This is a genomic window from Chengkuizengella axinellae, from assembly GCF_030730905.1.
Taxonomy (GTDB): Bacteria; Bacillota; Bacilli; order Paenibacillales; family KCTC-33759; genus Chengkuizengella; species Chengkuizengella axinellae.
In genome coordinates, this window is record NZ_JAVAMP010000011.1 from 85,331 (window position 1) to 106,219 (window position 20,889).

Annotated in this window: 19 protein-coding genes and 1 pseudogene; 7 read left to right on the top strand and 13 right to left on the bottom strand. The window is 33.0% G+C overall.

Features of this window, described 5'->3' with window-relative positions; translation table 11 throughout:
• Window positions 1-121 precede the first annotated feature (121 nt).
• The 7 genes and pseudogenes from Q5Y73_RS18095 to Q5Y73_RS18125 form a co-directional block, all read left to right on the top strand.
• Entirely contained in the window at window positions 122-817 is a 696-nt protein-coding gene (locus Q5Y73_RS18095; protein WP_305993395.1) for a response regulator transcription factor, read from the top strand.
• Window positions 810-1,814, top strand: a complete 1,005-nt coding sequence (locus tag Q5Y73_RS18100) for a sensor histidine kinase (protein ID WP_305993324.1) — start codon at window positions 810-812, stop codon at window positions 1,812-1,814. The genes Q5Y73_RS18095 and Q5Y73_RS18100 overlap by 8 nt, the downstream gene beginning before the upstream one ends.
• Before the next feature lie 129 nt (window positions 1,815-1,943).
• Complete coding sequence (locus Q5Y73_RS18105; protein WP_305993325.1) at window positions 1,944-2,705, top strand: ABC transporter ATP-binding protein; 762 nt, start codon at window positions 1,944-1,946, stop codon at window positions 2,703-2,705.
• Window positions 2,695-4,632, top strand: a complete 1,938-nt coding sequence (locus Q5Y73_RS18110; protein WP_305993326.1) for an FtsX-like permease family protein — start codon at window positions 2,695-2,697, stop codon at window positions 4,630-4,632. Before Q5Y73_RS18105 ends, Q5Y73_RS18110 begins: the two co-directional genes overlap by 11 nt.
• Before the next feature lie 137 nt (window positions 4,633-4,769).
• Entirely contained in the window at window positions 4,770-5,063 is a 294-nt protein-coding gene (locus Q5Y73_RS18115; RefSeq protein WP_305993327.1) for a HesB/YadR/YfhF family protein, read from the top strand.
• A gap of 21 nt (window positions 5,064-5,084) precedes the next feature.
• A complete protein-coding gene (locus tag Q5Y73_RS18120) occupies window positions 5,085-5,291 on the top strand; it encodes a hypothetical protein (RefSeq protein WP_305993328.1) in 207 nt (68 codons plus the stop codon).
• 256 nt (window positions 5,292-5,547) lie between these two features.
• A pseudogene (locus Q5Y73_RS18125) lies at window positions 5,548-6,330 on the top strand (NAD(P)/FAD-dependent oxidoreductase); the annotation flags it as partial.
• 53 nt (window positions 6,331-6,383) lie between these two features.
• Here Q5Y73_RS18125 and Q5Y73_RS18130 read toward each other — a convergent pair.
• The 13 genes from Q5Y73_RS18130 to Q5Y73_RS18190 form a co-directional block, all read right to left on the bottom strand.
• Window positions 6,384-9,521, bottom strand: coding sequence for an MMPL family transporter (locus tag Q5Y73_RS18130; protein ID WP_305993329.1), 3,138 nt, complete (start codon window positions 9,519-9,521; stop codon window positions 6,384-6,386).
• Between the two features lie 154 nt (window positions 9,522-9,675).
• Window positions 9,676-11,013, bottom strand: a complete 1,338-nt coding sequence (locus Q5Y73_RS18135) for a sensor histidine kinase (RefSeq protein WP_305993330.1) — start codon at window positions 11,011-11,013, stop codon at window positions 9,676-9,678.
• Window positions 11,010-11,708: a response regulator transcription factor gene (locus Q5Y73_RS18140; protein WP_305993331.1), complete on the bottom strand. Its 699-nt coding sequence runs from the start codon at window positions 11,706-11,708 to the stop codon at window positions 11,010-11,012. Before Q5Y73_RS18140 ends, Q5Y73_RS18135 begins: the two co-directional genes overlap by 4 nt.
• Window positions 11,709-12,026: 318 nt before the next feature.
• Window positions 12,027-12,269 carry a hypothetical protein gene (locus tag Q5Y73_RS18145; RefSeq protein WP_305993332.1) on the bottom strand — a complete coding sequence of 81 codons (243 nt, stop codon included), beginning with the start codon at window positions 12,267-12,269 and terminating at the stop codon, window positions 12,027-12,029.
• An 81-nt stretch (window positions 12,270-12,350) separates the two neighbouring features.
• Window positions 12,351-13,118: an NUDIX hydrolase gene (locus Q5Y73_RS18150; RefSeq protein WP_305993333.1), complete on the bottom strand. Its 768-nt coding sequence runs from the start codon at window positions 13,116-13,118 to the stop codon at window positions 12,351-12,353.
• 23 nt (window positions 13,119-13,141) lie between these two features.
• Window positions 13,142-13,948: a GNAT family N-acetyltransferase gene (locus Q5Y73_RS18155; RefSeq protein WP_305993334.1), complete on the bottom strand. Its 807-nt coding sequence runs from the start codon at window positions 13,946-13,948 to the stop codon at window positions 13,142-13,144.
• Between the two features lie 12 nt (window positions 13,949-13,960).
• Window positions 13,961-14,785 (bottom strand): GNAT family N-acetyltransferase, encoded by an 825-nt coding sequence (locus Q5Y73_RS18160; RefSeq protein ID WP_305993335.1) that lies wholly within the window; start codon window positions 14,783-14,785, stop codon window positions 13,961-13,963.
• 222 nt (window positions 14,786-15,007) lie between these two features.
• A complete protein-coding gene (locus Q5Y73_RS18165) occupies window positions 15,008-16,333 on the bottom strand; it encodes a sensor histidine kinase (RefSeq protein WP_305993336.1) in 1,326 nt (441 codons plus the stop codon).
• A 50-nt stretch (window positions 16,334-16,383) separates the two neighbouring features.
• Window positions 16,384-17,061, bottom strand: coding sequence for a response regulator transcription factor (locus Q5Y73_RS18170; RefSeq protein WP_305993337.1), 678 nt, complete (start codon window positions 17,059-17,061; stop codon window positions 16,384-16,386).
• Between the two features lie 142 nt (window positions 17,062-17,203).
• Window positions 17,204-17,755: a hypothetical protein gene (locus tag Q5Y73_RS18175; protein ID WP_305993338.1), complete on the bottom strand. Its 552-nt coding sequence runs from the start codon at window positions 17,753-17,755 to the stop codon at window positions 17,204-17,206.
• A gap of 194 nt (window positions 17,756-17,949) precedes the next feature.
• Entirely contained in the window at window positions 17,950-19,425 is a 1,476-nt protein-coding gene (locus tag Q5Y73_RS18180) for a DHA2 family efflux MFS transporter permease subunit (RefSeq protein ID WP_305993396.1), read from the bottom strand.
• A 53-nt stretch (window positions 19,426-19,478) separates the two neighbouring features.
• Window positions 19,479-20,447: an alpha/beta hydrolase gene (locus tag Q5Y73_RS18185; protein WP_305993339.1), complete on the bottom strand. Its 969-nt coding sequence runs from the start codon at window positions 20,445-20,447 to the stop codon at window positions 19,479-19,481.
• Between the two features lie 148 nt (window positions 20,448-20,595).
• Window positions 20,596-20,868 carry a CD3324 family protein gene (locus Q5Y73_RS18190; protein ID WP_305993340.1) on the bottom strand — a complete coding sequence of 91 codons (273 nt, stop codon included), beginning with the start codon at window positions 20,866-20,868 and terminating at the stop codon, window positions 20,596-20,598.
• Between the last annotated feature and the right edge of the window lie 21 nt (window positions 20,869-20,889).

The window sequence follows — 20,889 nt, forward strand, 5'->3', positions numbered from 1 at the left end:
AAAACATATCATGTACTGTATTCAAACATTCCTCCTACTAGTAAAGGATAAATAAATTGCCAGACAAAACGGTTTTATATACAATAATTTGAGGATGATAATGGAAAGCATGGTGAGCCTATTGTTTAAAGTTCTATTAATTGAAGATGACATATCACTATTTGGAGAAATAAAAGATAGATTAACAGGGTGGTCCTATGAAGTTGTAGGAATTCAAGATTTCAATCATGTCTTACAAGAGTTTACTTTGGAAGCACCCCATTTGGTCATTATTGATATTCAATTACCAAAGTTTGATGGATTTCACTGGTGCCGTATGATTCGAAGTTATTCTAACGTCCCGATAATCTTCTTATCATCACGAGATCACCCTACTGATATGGTCATGTCTATGCAGCTGGGTGCAGATGATTTTATCCAAAAACCATTCCATTTTGATGTACTGATTGCAAAGATTCAAGCTATACTGCGTCGTGTTTATAATTATAGTACGGATCAAATCAAGTTAAAAACCTTTCATGATGCAACGATAGATTATGAAAAAAATAAAGTTTCTACTAAAATAGCTTCCATTGAATTGACCAAAAATGAAACATTGATTTTGAAAACACTTATTGAACAAAAAAACAAAATAGTGACTAGAGAAACATTAATCAAAGATCTATGGGATGATGAACGTTTTATAAGTGACAATACATTAACTGTGAATGTAAATCGTTTAAGAAAAAAGTTGGACGAACTCGGGTTAGGGCAATTTATTGAAACTAAAGTTGGACAAGGTTATATTGCAACAGAAGGTGCAAACATTTATGATTAAAAAATACTTAATTGAAAGGCGCAGTTGGATCTTTTTAGTTATATTCCTTCAATTGTTAACTGTTTTTATTGCTATGTTGGATACACAAATTGAATTAAAACCAATCCTTTATATTACCTTTTTATCTTTCATTATTTTTTTGATATTTTTAATCATTCGATACAATACAGAAACAAAATTTTATAAAAGCTTGGAAGAACGTGAAAACAATCTTGATTTAACAAGTGTAGCTAGTCCTGCACGTCCACTTGAACATATTATAGATCAAAGCATTAGAGATCAGACAAGGCTTTTAAAAAAGGAAGCTTCACTACATTTATTCAATTTGGAGCAAGAAAAAGATGAACTTTTATCTTGGATACATGAAGTGAAAACACCATTGACTGCTATGCAATTAATGATAGATCGCATAGAAGATGAGACATTAAAATCTCAATTAAAAGTTGAGTGGCTAAGAGTCCATTATCTTCTCGATCATCAGCTTCATCAAAAACGGTTGCTTTTTATAGAGAATGATCTATACATTGAAAAAGTGGAAATAAAACCAATCATTTTTCAAGAGATTAAAACCTTGCAATCGTGGTGTATGCAGAAAGGAATTGGCTTTGACATTGAGTTAAAAGCCACAGAGGTATATAGTGATGCGAAATGGTTAGCCTTTATCATCAGACAACTACTAACCAATGCAGTAAAATATAGCCACGAATCGGATATTATGATGGGAAGTAGAATTAAAGAAGAACATTGTGTACTTGTAATTCAGGATTTCGGTAGAGGGATTGATGCAAAGGATTTACCACGCATATTTGACAAAGGATTCACTTCCACAACAAACCATTATGATAATGCGGCAACAGGCATGGGCTTGTATTTAGTTCAAAAAATAGCTAGACCATTAATGGTCCACATAGATGTTCAATCAAAGCCAGAAGAAGGAACAACCTTTACTTTAACCTTTCCAAAAAGCAATAACTTCTCAAATATAAGAGGCATGTGACAAAAATGTCACATGCTTTTATGCATTGTTAGCACAATCGAAGGAAAACACACCTAAAACTTTTTATACTCAATTATATAGGTTGAAGTGAACAAACATTATTTTATAAATTGCTAAGGATGTGTTGTTGTGAAAGTATTAGAAGCCAATCGAATTCATAAAAGCTATGGAAACAAATTTAATAAACAAGAAGTATTAAAAGGACTAAATATGCGTGTTGAAAAAGGAGAGTTTGTTAGCATCATGGGTGCATCTGGGTCAGGTAAAACAACACTGCTCAATGTGCTTTCATCTATTGATAAATTAAGTCATGGCTCCATTAAAATTGAAGAAACAGAAATTACAAATATGAAGGAAAAAAAGTTGGCTGAATTTCGTAAAAAACACCTTGGTTTTATTTTTCAAGAATATAACCTGTTAGATACGCTGACTGTCAAAGAGAATATTCTATTACCTTTATCCATTACAAAAGTGTCAAAAAGTGAAGCGGAACAAAGGTTCAAATCTGTAGTAACAGAATTAGGGATTTACGAAATAAAAGATAAGTACCCTAATCAAATTTCTGGAGGACAGAAACAACGTACTTCAGCTGCCCGTGCATTTATTCATGAACCTAGTATCATCTTTGCAGATGAACCTACAGGTGCGTTAGATTCAAAATCCGCTTCCGATTTACTATTTAAAATCAGTGAATTCAATAATAAACGAAATACAACGGTTGTGATGGTTACACATGATCCAGTTGCAGCGAGCTACAGCCATAGAGTCATTTTTATTCAAGATGGGCAAATTTATACGATATTGCATAGAGGAGATCAATCAAGGGAAATGTTCTTAAAAGATGTGATGAATACACAAGCTGTTTTAGGCGGTGTGCACTATGAACGTTAATCAACTTATATACCGGAATTTAAAAAAGAATATAAAAAATTATTTCCTATATGTGTTTGCTTTAATTTTTAGTGTTGCACTTTATTTTGCCTTTGTTACCCTGCAATATGATCCATCTATGGATGAAACCAGTGGTTCCATAAAAGGCGCTGCGGCCATTCGGTCTGCATCCTTCTTGCTTTTTGCTATGATTAGTATTTTTCTCTTATATGCGAATACCATCTTTATTAAACGGCGTAGTAAAGAAATTGGACTGTTTCAATTAATTGGGATGACTAAAAATAAAATATTCCGCATCCTAACTGCTGAAAATTTTATCCTTTATTTTGGATCCGTTATATTAGGCATTTTCATTGGATTTTCGATATCAAAATTCATTCTATTGGTTTTATTCAAGATCACTGAAGTCAAACGCATTGCAACTCTTCACTTCTCTTCAGAAGCACTGATTCAAACGCTTATTGTTTTTAGTCTGATTTACATTTTCATCATGCTGATGAATTATATATTTATTAAAAAACATTATATTTTGTCCCTATTTCATGTGATTTCCACAACAGAAGCTAAAGTTCAAAAAATGTCATGGCTGCAAATGTTGATTGGTGTCTTAGGAATCTTACTTATTACCACTGGCTATTATATTTCATCTAAATTATTTAGTGGTTCCTTTTCTACCGTAAATGAACTCTTCCTTACTATGATCTTTATCCTAACATCTGTCATTATAGGAACTTATTTATTTTATAAAGGATCGGTTAGCTTTATTTCTCATTTGATACGTAAGAAAAAGAATGGTTATTTAAGTATTAATGAGGTCTTATCTCTTACTTCCATTATGTTTCGAATGAAATCAAACGCCTTATTGCTGACCATAATTACAACAGTTTCCGCACTTGCCATTAGTTTCTTATCCTTAAGTTATATTTCGTATTATTCAGCAGAGAAAAATGCTCAAAATAATGTAGCTGCAGATTTCTCTATTCCAAATGTACAAGACGCAGAGATATTTAAACAGAAACTAACAACAAACCACATACAATATACTGAATATCAAATTGATGTTATTCAGGTAAATATCAATGCTGAGCAGATCATAGAAACAAATTTAGGTGAATTAGGTATTGATCCAAGTTTGATGAGCGCTCCTGTTATCAGTGATCTGTCCATAAAAAATATTGACCTTGCAGCAAATGAAACCCTACTTACTGGTAATGATACCTTGATGTTTTTATCATTAAAAGATGCAGGTTCAATCCAATGGATTGGACAAAACGATATAACGCCACATGAATATATAGGATTTAAAAATGAATATTTCATATCGTGGTATTTCACAAATGGAGGACCAGCTGCTATTGTGGACGAATTGGTATTTAAGCAATTAAAAAACGATTTAAATCCAGAAATTCAATTGCCATCCTTTACTCATATCGGGATTCATATTACGGAGGAAAACGATCTTGAACAAGCGAATGATATTTTTAAAGCACTGGGTTTTAACAGCAATAATGCGTATGATTCCCGCTTGGAAATGATGAACGACTGGAAAATGAACATGGGATTCCTCATGTTTATCGTAAGCTTCTTAGGATTAACCTTCCTAGTCACTTCTGGCTGTATTCTTTATTTCAAGCAAATGGGAGAAGGTGAAGATGAGAAGCCAAACTATACGATTTTAAGAAAACTGGGCTATACTCAATCTGATCTTTTAAAAGGGATACGAGGAAAGCAAATCTACAATTTTGGTATTCCTTTAATCATAGGGCTTTTACATAGTTTTTTCGCTGTAAAATCTGGGTGGTTTTTCTTTGGTACTGAACTTTGGACACCGATGATTATCGTGATGGGCATATATACAGCACTATACTCTATATTCGGAATGTTATCTGTCCTTTATTATAAAAAGGTGATTAACGACTCACTTTAACAGTTCTTTCACCAGTATACTACTAGGCTCCCTTGGTTTTATCCTTACTTGAGTCACATTCAAACATTGATTGCAATTGCTTTTATATCCACTCTTTGCCATAATAAAGTTATTCTTATTAGAAAGGGAGAGGGAAGATGAAGCTGACAGTGACTCCAACAGCCGCAGATCATTTTATGGATGAGTTTCAATTAAAACAAGGCGATTATGTACATTTTTTTGTAAAATACGGTGGACACAGCGTGATTCAGACTGGCTTTTCTCTTGGTATTTCCCATGATAAACCTGAAAAAATAGGCGCATCAGTAAAACTAGATGATGTAACCTATTACGTAGAAGAAAGTGATTTATGGTATTTTGAAGGACATCAGTTGAAGGTAGATTTCAATGAACATAATGAAGAGATAGAATATAACTATAATAAGGAATAAAAACATTAAGGAGTACTCAGAATGACAAATAAAACAGTAGACCATCAATTAAATGATCAATCCAAAAAGAAAGTAAGTTTACAAGACGCAATTAAACAGAAATTGCAAAATACTAAGCAAGCCCAATCCAAAAACAACGCTGTTAATAACAGAGGAAATCAAACCAAAAAGCTGACAAGTCAACAAACGAAAAAAATAAATAACCAGCGCAAGCGAATGGGTGTCTAATTCCATAAATACATTAGAAACCTCTGCCTCATCTCATTGAGGCAGAGGTTCTTTTATTCCTCTTATCATCAACCATCAATACTTTCCAACACAATTTATCAACATCCATGATGACCTGATTAATCCCTAATTTAACTCTCTTTAAGAATGTACAAAGAATTTTAGCAATTCATTTAGGAGACATAATGTAATAACTCACCATTTATCTAAAAGGAGTTGAATATATGGATTTACAAAATGGAAAGTTTTACTGGCCTATTATCTTCAAAAACATAATTTTAGTGTGGATTTATTAACCAAAGCTCAAGTTGGAGATTTGTATCCTTTTAAAAAGACATCAGCCCTTTATATTTATAATGATGCAAAAAATCAATCCCTTCAAATATAACCATGGTCTTCTAATGGATGCTCATAAAAAGGGTGTTCAAATCTTCGAACAAACTAGAATAAATGGACATAAAACAGAGAATGAATCTACTACATTTTTTACTGAAAATAAACATTCCATTAAAGCACGCTATGTCATTATTGCCGCAGGATATGAAGGCTTAGAATTTAAAAAAGAAAAAAACGCGTTTTTAACTAGTTCATATGCTGTTGTTACTAACCCTGTAGAATACTTCACGGATTGGCACAAACAATCACTAATTTGGGAAACGGCACGACCTTACATCTATATGCGAACAACTAGAGATAATAGAATCATTATTGGAGGACTCGATGACAATACCGATAAATCAAATGATCTTGACTCTAAAATTATGCATAAGAAGGATAAACTCATTGCCCAGTTCAACAAGCTATTTCCGGAAATTGAAGTTTATCCAGAATACTATCTTGCAGCATTTTATGGAGGTACACATGATGAATTACCGATGATTGGTCAATACCCTTTCCAAACTGTTATTTTGTATATGCCTATGGTGATAACGGTTTAGTTTATAGCGGAGTACTCGCAAAGATTTTAAGGGATGTAATTGTTAAAGACTCACATCCAGCATTTGAGATGTATAGGCAACAGCGCCTTGTTCGAGTATAAATAGAAATGCAGAGAGTTGAGGTTAATAACCCTAGCTCTCTGCAAATTTACGCTTATAAATGAGTTTTTATATTTACTTCATTTTTCTCAATGCCTTTGACTACTTCTTTTTGTTTTAACTTAGACTGTATAGAAACAAGTGCTGGAATTAACATAGGCAGCATGACTACGGTAAGCAAAGTTAAACCAGTTATAACTACAGTAGACATTTGAGTTAATGTCAGTACCCCTGCTGGATACATAGCTGCAAATGTTCCACATAAAATAATCGCTGCAGAGATAACCACTCCCCCAATCTTCTTTTTCGCTAATAAAAGAGCTTCCGGTGAAGACATATCTGTGTATTCCTTATAACGCATCATTAAGAAGATACTGTAATCTACACCTAATGCAATCACCATAATAAATGAGAAGAACGGTATACTCCAAGATAATCCACTAAGTCCAAATACATTTACAACTAATAATTCTGTAAATGAAAGTGCCGTATAGTACCCTAAAATCAGAGATACAATGATATACACTGGGATCCAAAAACCTCTAATAATCCATACAAGGACAATGAATATCCCGATCAACATAAGGGTAACAGTTCGTACGAAATCCTCTGTGGCTATTGTATTTAAATCGTCATTCATAGAAGAAATTCCACCTAATGCAAACCTTGCATTTTCTAACTTTAAATCTTGAAGTTCACTATCAATAACTTCATTTAATGCATTCATCACTTCCATGGCTTCAGTAGAATACGGATCTACAGATAACTCAACAGATAATTTGAAAACTTCTCTATCCTCAGACATATATAGATCAAGTACTTCCTGATACTCTCCTTCAAGTAATTCAGATGGGATATAGAACGTTGATGAGGAATCCGTTTCTGTCATTTCTTCTAAAAAATTTGTAGCTTCTACCAAACCATAAGAGATGTCATCTAATCCTTCTGTACTTTTAGAGAGTCCTACTTCTAATTCAATCATTCCAGAAGAAGCTTCTACTAACCCATTTTTAAGCTGAATTTGACCATCATTAATGTTCTGAATACCCTTTTCTATTTTACCCAGATTTAAGATGATTTCTGATTGCCCTTCACTCCCCATCTCTAAACCATCAGCAAGCGTGGAAATAGATTGTTCAATCTCTACTGCTGCATCACTTAATTGAGTTTGCCCTTGAGTCATTTGGGAAAGACCTTCATTTGCCTTTGTAAATGCATCGTTTGTTTCTTTAAAGATAGTATTTAACTCTTCTGAGCTTAAGATAAGTGCATTCAGTTGAGCAACTAGTTCCTCTATTGTCGTTTTTAAAGTCATCATATTGGGATCAACTGCAACCTCAGGGTGAGCTTTTTCAATTTGTACAACTAATCCTTGCATGCCATTCGCTGATGTTCGGATGAACATCATTTGATTCATTATTTCATCGTATTCAGTTGCAATGAAAGAATACCCACTTTGCAACTGTCCATAGCTTGTATGCAATTCACTTGACGACTGGTTTAATTCAGATAAGCTCTTAGATAAAGTTTTCATTGCATCTTCTAATTGTCTTGCCCCTACTGTTCCATTGGCAATCCCCTCATTTAAGGTCTGCAACGCACTTTGGAGCTGATTCACATTCCCAGCAATCTCATTTGTCCCAACTATTAATTTGTCTACATTGGAAAAGTCAGCAGAATTAGATAATTGTTCTTCAGCTTCAGATAATCCCTCTGCAATTTGTGCTACCCCATCATTCGCTGAAACAAGTCCTTCACTAACTTGCTCAACTTGATCTGTACTATATAATTCCTCTATTTTTTCTCCCTTTGGTCTTGTGGGGCTATATACAGCTTCAACACCTTCAATATTTATCATTTTTTGTGTTAATTCATCGATCCAATCCAAATGTTCATTAGAATCCATATGTTCATTTGCATCGATGACCACGGTTGTAGGTAAAGCTTTACCTGGTGAAAATTTGTCAGACAAAAGGTTAAAACCTTGAACAGATTCATAAGCATCACTTACTTCATCCACACTGTTGTAGGATACATTTCCTTCATACATAAAAAGAAATGGGATAGTTAAAATAGCTACAAGGATAACAGATACAAAAGGTCTGGCCGTTGAAAATTGACCTAATCGTGACCAAAGTTTATTTTCTCCATGAGATTTTGGCTCTTTTACAGGCCAAAACATCAATCGACCCATTACCATCATGAAAAAAGGCATTAAAGTAAACAAGGCTAACAATAAAATACCTACTGCAACAGCCACAGCAGAAGCAGACTGAAAGACTGAAAACTTAGCCAATCCCAGAATACTAAAACCAATAAATACAGCTAAACCACTATATATGACCGTTTTCCCAGCTGTTTTATAAGTATTTATAATAGATTCTTTGATTTTGAAACCTTTGCTAATTTCCTCCTTAAATCTACTTAAGAGTAAGATATTATAATCTGTACCAATACCAAACAATACTAAAATCAAAAACGTTTGAGTAATCGTTGAAAATGGAAAATCTAAGGTATACACTAAATGTGCTACTATACTTAACGAGCATATATACGTAACCCCTACTGTCAATAAAGATATAATCGGTGTAATTGGAGAACGGAATACAATAATTAATACAATAATGATGAAGATCACTGTGAAAAGCTCCGTTTTCTTTACACCATCTTCCGTAGTTTGAATCTGATCTTCATTAATGAATTCACTTCCAGTTATATACGTCGTTACTTCACTGTCACTTAACTCCTTCTGAAGCTCCTCTCGAATCTCACTTACTTTTTTACCTGATTTGTCAATACTAAGTGCGGTGATGATAGTTGTTTCATCCGGAGAAACAAGCTGCTCCTTTAATTCTTCATTATCAAAATGAGTTAAAATATTTGAAATCCCCAGATCTTCTTGTTTTGTTGTTAAATCGTTGATTTGGTCTTCTATATTTTGTAATTGTGTCTCATTGATTCCTTCTTTTTCATAAAAAACAACAACTGCATCTATATTCTCTATCTCCGATGAAACCCCATTTAGTTCATTTAAAAGCTCAACCGATAAAACAGAAGAATATCCATCAGGGATTTTCGGCTGTCCTTTTTCTCTTAATAAATCGTCTAAACTAGGCATGGTAGTAACTAATAATAACGTTGCAACTACCCAAAAAACCACCAACACCCAACGTAATTTAATCATATGTTTCATGATCTCAAACCTCCTAATTTCTTGTATGAGATCAATTTATCACCCAACCATAAATTGAAAATGAAAAAAAAATAAAAAAAAATAAAACCACAGCAGTTTTATTTTGATTAACTCAGTAAAATTCTATTTTTTATCATCCTAAAGAGCCTAAGCACTAGCTATCAAGTGGAAGGATTATTTTAATACCCAAACCTCCTAATTTCTCTGACTGGTACGCCACTACCTTTCCTCCATGACCTTCTACAATCGATTTTGCAATGGCAAGACCCAGCCCTGTTCCCCCTTTTTCTCTTTGTCTAGATTTATCTACAGTATAAAACTTTTGAAATAAATACGGGAGGTCAGACTCAGAAACCCCAATTCCGTTATCTTCGATTGTTATCATAATAGAGTTTTCTTTTACTGTCCCTATCATTGATACCTTCAGTTCTTCATTATTAGCGTATCTAATCGAATTACTGATTAGATTGGCAAATAGTCGACGTAGGAATTTTTCATTGCCAATTATATTGAGCTCTTCAGAAAAGTCATGTTTCCAGCGAAAAGTGTAATCCATTCCCAATAATTCAGCTTCATATTCTTCACCAATAGACTCGAAAAACGGTTTAAGTGGAACAATGCCCCGTTCCATTTCCTGCAAGGCAATTTCACTTCTGGAGAAATCGGAGAATTGGTTTACTAGCTCTGTCATAAACAATGCCTTCTTTTGCACTAACTTTATATATTCATCCTTTTGTTCCTTTGATTGCATATTCGAAGAAATTACTACTTCAAGGAATCCATTAATGGATGTAAGTGGTGTTTTTAGATCATGTGCAATGGATGTAACCATATCTATTTGTTCACCATATATACTCTGAAGCCTTGTTTCAAGTTCATTAAAGCGTTGATACAGTTCTCCAATTTCATCCTTTCTAGAAACCTCTTCAGATGGAATTTTACGATGTAAATTAACCTTTTTAAAGCGGTGAATTAATTTTGTGATCGGACCCGTTATCTTTTCATGAAAATAAAGTGTTAACAATAAGAAGATCATAAAATGAGTAATCACTACAAAAATAAATAAATCTATAGCAAATTGATATGACACTTCAATGAATTCATCTAATTTTCTTTGGATGGAGATAAATAAAACGATGTTATCATCTTGTGGGGATTTTACAGGCAACCAACTTTCCTTAGTAAAAAGCTCGGTATCTAAATTATTAAATTCGAATAAAACTTTCTCAAATGTTGGATCATTTATTTTTATGATCCACTGCTCTTGGTTAGCTAATTGATACAAATAATTCTGAATACGCTGTTGATCTGGATATAAATTTTCTACTTCTTTAATCACTTCTTCATGCCTTTGAATAAACTGTTCATTACTTTCATCAAATTCAAAAGCTAACTTATCTCTAACGTCTACTCTCATGTAGACTAATGCTAAAAAAAAGAAAATTATTTCTATAATTAGAAATAACAACGGAATGTGAAATTTCAGCTTCATGTTTGATCGCCTTCAATCATAAATTTATAACCCACACCCCATACCGTTTTTATGTAGTCATGTGCTTTCCCTAATTTCCGACGTATGTTTTTTATGTGTACAGTGACATTATTTAAATCCCCGTACTCGTCTCCCCAAATATTTTGATAAATTTGTTCACGGCTAAATACTTGGTTAGGATGTCTAGTAAGGAAAAGCAATAACTGAAACTCTTTGGTTGAAAGTTGAAGTTTCTCTTTTTGAAGGAAAACTTCATATGTATTTTCATTAAGTACAAGCGGTGTATCCTTTAAAGGGAAGCCATTTACTTGTTCTAGCTCTTTCCTTATTCTGCCTACTTTGCGAAAATGTGCTTTTACACGTGCGATTAACTCATGCACATTAAATGGTTTAGTTAAATAATCATCCGCTCCAACCTCAAGTCCTATGATTTTATCTATATCTCGATCCTTTGCACTTAATAATAAAATAGGCATGTTGTAACGAGATCGAATCTCTTTACATACCTCGACTCCATCCATTCCAGGCATCATGATATCTAGGATGACAAAATCTATATTATGATTTTCAATCTTTTCCAAAGCTTCTACACCAGAGTATGCAGAAGCAGTATAAAACTGTTCATATTTCAATGTATCTGTGATTAACCGAACAATCTCTTTATCATCATCCACTACAAGGATAGTTTCAGACATATCGTACCCACCCTCTCGCTCGCATTTAAATGACTCCATATTTTTTCCAATTGTATCATTTTGAATAGGGTTTATACAGTTTGTTAGTAATGGCTAGGAATAGTTTAGGTTTAGGTTTAGGTTTAGGTTTTTCACTTTTTTTACTCTCCATAAAAAGCCAATAATAAGAACGACTACTAAACCACTATAGGTAATGAGTAGATGTTTAAAATGAAATTCAATGGATGAAACTGAGCTTTCATAGCAAACTCCGCTTTTACCCTTTGGTAATCTTCTATTTCAATAGCTATTGTCGTGTCCGTTGAAACACCCTTTAACTCATACCCCATCATTCATATTTAAACTTATCTCAATCCAGTTTGTTTCTAAGGGATCATCAGTCACTTCGTCATCAAATTTCCAATCTAATAGACATACTACTTCTTCTCCATTTAAATTAAAGAGATGTTGTGGAAACCAACAAAGCTTTCCTTGCTCTGTTTTGATTCGAATTAATTCTTTCTCATTGTTTATATCTATAACTTGATACGAATTTCCTCTTATAAGATGCTCAGAATACACTCCTGCTGTTCTGCAAATAATATCTTTAAACAGTATTATAATTCCACCCTTGTTTTACTCTATAGGTCTACGATATTTATTTTATTTATTATCAACTTCTTCTCTAAAAACAGGTTCAATATAATCCACCATGGCTCTCTTTTCATTATTAAAAAAATCATTTATACTTTCTAAGTTAACAGATACAGAATGTAAATTCACAAATTCTGGTTCTTCTCCAGCTTCCTTTAATAAATCTATAAAATCATTATACAGTTCTTCAAATTTTTGTGAGTCTATTTTCAACTTCACTTCATAAATGATTGCAATAACATGATATAAACCACCCGTTTTAATGTATTTAGGGAAAATAGTTTCTGTTATTGTTTCATCCAATAAGTCCAATCCAACTTCTTCCTTTGCTTCTCTAACTAAGGAATGCTTAAAATCTACTAACCCACCTTTAATATCTGAGAGATCAATTCCACCACCAACAAATTGCAATCGATTTGGGTGTGCTGTATTTGGTGACATTTCTCCAAAAAACATCTTCTCATCCGATGTTTTTATCATTGCTGCTGAGTGTATTTCTTTGCATACATTTTCTTCTGATAATGGAAATTCTCGTGAATATAAATAGTGAGCATAATCTGTTTTTTCTAAATGAATATTTAATTTCTCACTATTCATTACGATGTCTTTTATTGCATATACGTTTCCACGAGTAAATTTTTTTCCACTTTTGATTAAGTTTGCCCAATAATGATCTAACTCTTTTTTTAATTCATCAGGTAAATATAAATCTTTATTTTGATATCGTACTGACATTTTTTTTGGTACTGAATTAATATTAATTTTTCTTCTATTCATCCATTTCACTCTACTCCCTTGAGTTATAAACCAGAATAATAACATTCATACTCTTGGGATTTTACAAACCCAAGTTTTTCAGCTAACCTTCCAGATCCAATGTTTTCTTCCATACAATCCCACCATATCATTTTTCCTTCTTGGAGTATATCCCTAATACAATGAAGTGCTAGGTGATACCCAACTCCCTGCTTTCGATATTTTTCATCTGTTTCTATTCCTATAGTTTTCGTATTAGAAGTAACAAAACCACTATAACAAATCCCTATAATTTTATTCCCATCAACAGCATAATAACAATTTCCTTTTTCAATCAGCTGGTCTATAGAACCCCAAAATGATACCAATACTCTCTCATAATACTTCCAATTAAAAAAACTTTGATGATTCATTGATCGTATTGAATAGATCTTATACTTAAAATGTTTCATTTGATGGATATTACTGTTATAATCCCAAGTGTATATACGCTGTTTCCCACTATGTAAATCTTTGTTTTCAAACACTTTTTTTATCGTTTCATCCCACTCTTGTGTTGTACCTGACCCTTCGAAACAACTTATATTTCTCTCTTTCAAAAATTTAGGAATAAAATGATCCATAAATTCATTAATATGTTCTAAAAACAACTTACTTTCAGGATCTCCAAGGAAATAGAATCCTTTCATTCCTTGATTCCAAACTAAAGCCGATTTGGGTTCATATATTTCGTCTACAAAGATAGTACCCGGATTATTTTTTTCTATAATGGATATCACCTCTGGATACTGTATACCTCTATCTAGCAGCTTCAATATCTTGTTATAATCTTTTTCTAATAATTCTTTCATGAAAATTCACCTTCAGTATAGTTTAAAATGATACAAAATATATTCTGAATCTTTTGTATACCCGCAGCTTTCTGCCAACAGTCTTGACCCCAAATTTTCCTCCATACAATCCCAATTCGGCTCAAATCCGTGATCTCTACAGTACGTTAAAAATTGATGGATTAACTTTTTAGCGAGTCCATGATTTCTATAATCATTTAAAGTTACAGTATGCGATCCCATTGCATCATCAGTTACACAGCTAGAAATACAGCAAGAAACGATTTGATCTTTATATAAAATACAAAATCCAACCCCACTAACAAAAAAATCATCAAGTGAATCCCACCAGTCAAGAATCATAGATGTAACAAAGTCTAAATTAGATAGCTTTTTCTCTAGTAGGAAAACATTCACTTCCATCATCTCAAATCCATTTTGCAATTCAATTTCCGCTATGGAAGCATTTATTATGTTTTTATATTTATACGTGAATTGCTTTGAACGATGTAGTTCTCGGTTCTGAAAAACACTCTCCAAGGTCTTATCCCAAGATAAGCTTGTTCCACTAAATTCAAAAGATATTAAACCTAGATCCTTTGCCCGAGGGGCGATATCTAGACTTATAAATTGATTTATATAATCATTGAAATCTGTATTGTTTTCATCTCCAATAAAATAAAAACCATCTATTGCTTTTGACCATATCATAGCTGTCTTTGGATGATCTATATGTTCAACAAACACCCACCCAGGTTGGTAACCTTGAACCACCCCTTTAATTTCTATATTTACTAAATCCCCCGTGAGTAGGTGGGATACTTTGTAAAAATGTGATTTATTTAATTCATAGATCATGTCTACACCTCAACTTGTTGTACGTTTATCGTAAAAGTATACATGCTGCCATTCAAGTAAAATATATAACTTGTCATTATATTTATTTTTTACACAACAAAGTAACCTAAAATGAATATAAAATGACATAAAAAAAGAAACTATTTTAAAAAATACTTTAAATGGTTTCTAAATTTATGATGGACTAGTTTGTTTATATAATAAAAATAGGTCATCGCTATGTTAACTAAGGTATATTGCAGAAAATGAAACTTTTACAGTCGTTCCTTTTTTTATCTTGCTATCTATTTCAATCTTTCCCCCATATTTTTCAGTTAAGTTTTTTGCAATTGCGAGACCCAGCCCACTCCCCCCTTGTACTCTACTCCTTGATTTATCCGCTCGATAGAAACGATTAAAAAGATGTGGCAAATGCTCTTGAGATATCCCTATGCCTTTATCTTCAACTGAAATAGTAATTTGGTTACTATCCTTATTTATCTTAACAATGATCTGTTCACTTTCAGCATATTTTAATGCATTATCTACAAGAATACGGAAAATTTGATCAAAACGATTCCCATCAATTAATACTGTCTCTTTTTCATCCCCATAAAGAGTAAAAACAACTTCAGGGTGCATGGGCTTAAAATCTTCCATTATTTTTTTTAATCTTACATATGGATTAATGATTTCTTTAGGTAACGTATTTTCTTCCACTTCAGATTGATTCAATTCCAAGAGTGCAAGGACAAGCTGTTTCAATCGATTTAATTCTTGTGAAGAAGTTCGTAATGACTCTTCTAAAACTTCTGGATTGTCTTTCCCCCATCGATTGAGTAAATTCAAGTGACCTTCAAGAATGGTAATAGGTGTTCGGAGTTCATGTGAGGCATCTTCAATAAATTGCTTTTGCTGGTTAAATGAGCTTTCTAACTCATTCATCATCTCATTAAACATTTCTGAGAGACGACCAATCTCATCATTTCTGTTATACAATGGCATTCTTTCTTTAAGACTTTTTTGTCGAATCCTTTTCATTGTTCGAATCATTTCTCTCATTGGCAATAGCAGTTGTCTCGAAAGAAAAAAGCTTACCAAACCGCTTAACATCGCTGCAGTTGCTCCTCCCAAAAACAACAGGGAGCGCATTGGTTTAATCATTTGATTAGTCAATAACTTCATATCTCGAGATAATTCAATAGATCCAGAAAAATCAGTATCATCAATTGGGTAGCGGTAAGTGTATATTACAAGCTCATTTTTATTTTCTCTATGAAATGATGGTTCATTAACAAAGATCGTTTCTGGAAAATCAACCTTGTATTCAGATGAAGCTTCATACATCATTTGACCAAACGAATTAACTATACGAATACGTTCTCCTTCAATCACTAATCTCTCTAACCACTCGTTTACTTGCAATTCATCAATGGATGGTAAAACACTTAACACCTCAGATTTCCTAATTATTTCTTCTTGTTGCTGTTCTTTAAACCCTGACATCATGATTTCAAATAAAATACGGTAAAAGATCAGAAAAAAAACAAACATGAACACAAAAGACATGAAAAACACCTTTATTTTAAATGGAAGCTTTTTAAACCATTTTATGATCATCATTGTCTCATCACATAACCAATTCCTCTCACCGTTTTAATATACCTAGATGGAGAATCAGCGTCCAATTTATTTCTCAAATAACGAACATATACATCAACGATATTTGTTTCTACGGAAAATTCAAAACCCCAAACTATATCAAGCAACATTTCCCTCGTTAATACACGATTGATATTTTTCATAAATATGATACACAACTCATATTCTCGTTTCGTTAATTGAAGAGTATCTTCTCCTTGTTTTACAATACATCCTTCTTGATCAACAATCAGATCTTTAAAGACTAATTTGTTGTTATTAAAAGAATCCAATCGATTCATACGACGGAATAAAGATCGAATACGTGCAAGCAGTTCTCCAATTTCAAACGGTTTTGCTAAATAATCATCTGCCCCACTATCGAGTCCAGAAATACGATCAAACACACTGTCACGTGCCGTCAACATTATAATTGGAGTGTCTTTTTGGGTACGTATTCTTCTACAAATTTCTATACCATTAAGATTAGGCAGCATTAAATCGAGCAATATCAAATCCCATTCTTCATTTATGGCTAGTGATAAACCTTCTCTTCCATCCAAGGCAATCTGAGTTTCAAACCCTTCATGATGAAGTTCTAATTCAATAAACCTAGCAAGACTTTTTTCGTCCTCAATAATTAAGATCCTACTCATGATTTATCTCCTTTTTCTATTTAGCACGTCCATGTGGTAATATCTTGATTAGTGTACTCGGCACTAGTCTAAGTTCAGGTCACGTCCTGTGCGACGTTATTAACTGACACATCCTTTGAGTCAATCGTGTTACTCTTTAACTCTACCCCTTAGAATCGATAAAGTGATATACAAATGTTATAAAAAAGAGAACTCCTATCCATAAATGAAGTTTTCCAATCAAAGGATTTGTGACTGACTTTTTATTAAAATAATACCCAAAAACGACAGCAATGATCATAATAATGAATGCGATGACACCGCTCCAAAAACCAATCATTTGTTCAGGCAAATAAATAGTAAAATATAAGCTGTGTGCAATGCCTGCTGCTACTACAATCCATCCAAATAATACATGTCTAGTTTTAAAGAACAGCCATATTTTCCGAATTACATTTGAAGATTTATTTTCCTTTGTTTTCTTTGTTCTAACACTTTTCCAAAGTTTTCCCCAAACGAATAATAAAATTGCAGAAATCGTAAATACCATTGTAACTTTTGTTAAAAATACATCCACACCTTCCATTTGATCTATAAAGAATATAGGAACTACCAAATTAATTAAACTAATCGCAAGAAAAACAAAACTAACCACTAACACTAATTTTAAAAATCCTTTAAGCAGAACCATTTTATGAGATGCCTTGTTTTTCAATTCCTCTCACTCCTTTGTTTTTATGATTTCATAATACGGAAGTAGAGTGAAAATAGGAGGAGAATACAATGAGAGTTTGATGAGAATAATTAACGAAAAAAATAAATGACATACAAAAAGAATCCATTTTTAAAAGGTTCATTCAATGGATTCTAAATTTATGAATAAAGTTAAATTTAATATTTAATCTACTTCTATTCAATAACAGTATTGTACTTTATCGGTATCTTATTTTCTTCTGACGGTGATTTCGTTTTTTTAATAAATAAACCTAAAACAAGTGCAGCGATCGAAAAAAATACACCTATTAGAAATGAAATATGAAAACCATAAACTTGAGCTTCAATCAGTTCAACTGGATTAGAGGGATCTGAAGATAATTCCAAATAATCTCTTGTACCAGAAGACATAATGCTAATAAACAAAGCAGTACCAATCGCCCCAGATACTTGTTGTATAGTGTTCATGATTGCTGTTCCATGAGCATATAAATTTTTTGGCAGCTGATTTAAACCTGCAGTCTGTGCCGGCATCATAATCATTGCAATGGAGATCATCATTAGAACATGTAAAAAGATAACATATCCACTCGTCCAAGTGGATTCAATTTGAGAAAATAAATATAGAGAAACACTAAACATGATTAATCCAGGTATGACCAATATTTTAGGACCAAATTTATCAAAAATAATTCCTGAAATCGGTGCTAATATGCCATTAATAATTCCACCTGGCATTAAAATTAAGCCTGCTGTAAGAGCTGAGACGCCTAGAACATGAATTAAAAATAAAGGTAACATGATGATTGTTGAAAATAAACTCATCAATACAATTAACATTAAAACGATGACAAGTGAGAACATCGGATACCTAAATGCTTGTAAATTCAACATAGGCTCTTTCATGTGTAGTTGCTTCCATACAAAAAGAATTAAAGCAATAACTCCTATCATGATACTCCAATATACCAGTGGATCCGTCCATGAACCATCACCCACACTGCTAAATCCAAATACAATTCCACCAAATCCAATTGTAGAAAGTATGATGGAAACAAAGTCTACTTTAGGTCTTGTTAACTGAGATACATTTTTCAAATAAACACTTGCAAATAATATAGAAAATACAGCTAAGGGAATAACTAAATAAAATAACCATCTCCAATTCAAACTGTCAATAATTAAACCAGAAAGTGCAGGGCCAATTGCAGGAGCTGACATGATCACGAGTCCTATCATCCCCATAGCTGCTCCTCGATTCCCTGGTGGAAATATGATTAAGATTGTATTCATTAAAACAGGCATCATAAGTCCCGTGCCTAACGCTTGAATGATTCGACCAACTAATAAAACTTCAAAAACAGGTGAAATGGAGCAAACTAGCGTTCCAATTAAAAATAATATCATAGCTCCAAAAAACATTTGTCTTGTAGTAAACCATTGCTGCAGCAAGGCTGTTACAGGCACTAAAATTCCTACTACTAACATATATGCAGTAGCTAACCATTGAACGGTGGATGCACTAATCGCAAATTCAATCATTAGATCAGGAAAAGCAATATTCAGTAACGTTTCATTTAAAATCATGACAAATGCCCCTATAAGCAAGGCAACAAGGATAGGAACTCTCTTTAAATGACTTAAATCTAATTCTATTGCATTCGTATCCATCGTTTCACTTACATTATTCAAAATGATACCCTCCTATTTATTCACCGCCTGCATTATTCTTTTATTTTTAATGCACGTAATAATGCATTTAAACTATTCTCGTTTTCACGTTTCGCATGATACGCCTCTGGTACCGATAAACCTAGATGGTGATAACCGGGATATAAATGCAATTCGACTGGTACACCGTCATACATTAATTGTTTTGCAAAATCGAGCGTTTCATCAGCAAATAATTCAATAGAACCTACACATAGATATGTGCTAGGTAATCCTTTAAGATTGTTAGCTCTTCCGGGGGAATAATATTCTGATATACCTTCAGTTCCGGGCTTTTGGTTAAGAACAGACTTCCATCCGAAATCATTAATAGTATGATTAAAGAAGTACTCACCATTAAATGGATGAGCCTCTTTAATTGCCGTTCGATCATCTAACATTGGTACCGATAATCTCAGGTGTTGTATATTAAATTCCTGTTGGTCTCGAATAAATAGCGCTAGCCCACCAGCTAATCCAGACCCTGCACTTTCACCAAAAACAGCAACTTTTTCGGTATCAATATTTAATTCTTCAGCGTGATCAATACACCATTTAATGCCTGAATAACAATCATATAATTGAGCTGGTTGGGAAAATTCAGGGGCTAAACGATAGTCTACAGAGACAGCAACAAAATGATAATGATGTGCTAAAAATGCATGTTTTTCATGATCTAATTCTGGACTACCAACAATCATTCCACCGCCATGCATAGAATAAATGAAGGGATTTAATTGTTTTTCTATATTTTTTGGTTTTGTAATGACCAACCTAACTTTTGAATTATCAAATAGATTATCAATCCAAACTTCTTCAATTTCTACATCATAACGCTCTCTTACATCAGAAGAGAAAAATGCTTTCAATTGTTCTCGTACTACTAAATAGTTTTCTGGTGTTAAACTCATACTACCCATTTCATCTATAATCCCTTTTATTTCTGAATCAATTAAATGTTCACTTCGTTTCGCTTCTTCCATAATACACCTCCAAATTATTTTTCTTGTTAAAGCAGATTCATATAGGACTGTAATTATTTTACTTCCATTCTTTGTAAACCCATAGACACTTAAGTGTTGTTTTGTTGTGCAACACAAAAAAGCTGGATTTACTCATCCAGCCTTTTCACTAACTTTGTATTTTGGTATAAACGATTTTTTTAATACTGTAAACAGAAAGAAAATATCGATCAGATAACTCTACGATGCTTGCCCCACTTTGAAATTCTTCTTGAATCGCCTGATTTCTTTGTTTTAAATATTGTCTATTCCCTGATTTTTCTCCCCATTTTTTGTGGTTTCCTTCAAGCTTTGAAATATATACAATCTGCCCCTGAGCATATTTTTGCATTTCTATTACTAATTCTTTTGGAAAAACCTCATCCGCATTCACATATTTCATTCTAATCGCACTCCTTAAAAG

What these genes read in the sequence shown, in the direction of transcription:
- Q5Y73_RS18180 (WP_305993396.1), bottom strand. Translation starts at nt 19,425, where the DNA reads ATGGATACGAATGCAATAGAATTAGATTTAAGTCATTTAAAGAGAGTT.
- Q5Y73_RS18130 (WP_305993329.1), bottom strand. Translation starts at nt 9,521, where the DNA reads ATGAAACATATGATTAAATTACGTTGGGTGTTGGTGGTTTTTTGGGTA.
- Q5Y73_RS18110 (WP_305993326.1), top strand. Translation starts at nt 2,695, where the DNA reads ATGAACGTTAATCAACTTATATACCGGAATTTAAAAAAGAATATAAAA.
- Q5Y73_RS18120 (WP_305993328.1), top strand. Translation starts at nt 5,085, where the DNA reads ATGACAAATAAAACAGTAGACCATCAATTAAATGATCAATCCAAAAAG.
- Q5Y73_RS18165 (WP_305993336.1), bottom strand. Translation starts at nt 16,333, where the DNA reads ATGTCTTTTGTGTTCATGTTTGTTTTTTTTCTGATCTTTTACCGTATT.
- Q5Y73_RS18185 (WP_305993339.1), bottom strand. Translation starts at nt 20,447, where the DNA reads ATGGAAGAAGCGAAACGAAGTGAACATTTAATTGATTCAGAAATAAAA.
- Q5Y73_RS18100 (WP_305993324.1), top strand. Translation starts at nt 810, where the DNA reads ATGATTAAAAAATACTTAATTGAAAGGCGCAGTTGGATCTTTTTAGTT.
- Q5Y73_RS18190 (WP_305993340.1), bottom strand. Translation starts at nt 20,868, where the DNA reads ATGAAATATGTGAATGCGGATGAGGTTTTTCCAAAAGAATTAGTAATA.
- Q5Y73_RS18155 (WP_305993334.1), bottom strand. Translation starts at nt 13,948, where the DNA reads ATGAAAGAATTATTAGAAAAAGATTATAACAAGATATTGAAGCTGCTA.
- Q5Y73_RS18160 (WP_305993335.1), bottom strand. Translation starts at nt 14,785, where the DNA reads ATGATCTATGAATTAAATAAATCACATTTTTACAAAGTATCCCACCTA.
- Q5Y73_RS18140 (WP_305993331.1), bottom strand. Translation starts at nt 11,708, where the DNA reads ATGTCTGAAACTATCCTTGTAGTGGATGATGATAAAGAGATTGTTCGG.
- Q5Y73_RS18170 (WP_305993337.1), bottom strand. Translation starts at nt 17,061, where the DNA reads ATGAGTAGGATCTTAATTATTGAGGACGAAAAAAGTCTTGCTAGGTTT.
- Q5Y73_RS18150 (WP_305993333.1), bottom strand. Translation starts at nt 13,118, where the DNA reads ATGAATAGAAGAAAAATTAATATTAATTCAGTACCAAAAAAAATGTCA.
- Q5Y73_RS18115 (WP_305993327.1), top strand. Translation starts at nt 4,770, where the DNA reads ATGAAGCTGACAGTGACTCCAACAGCCGCAGATCATTTTATGGATGAG.
- Q5Y73_RS18135 (WP_305993330.1), bottom strand. Translation starts at nt 11,013, where the DNA reads ATGAAGCTGAAATTTCACATTCCGTTGTTATTTCTAATTATAGAAATA.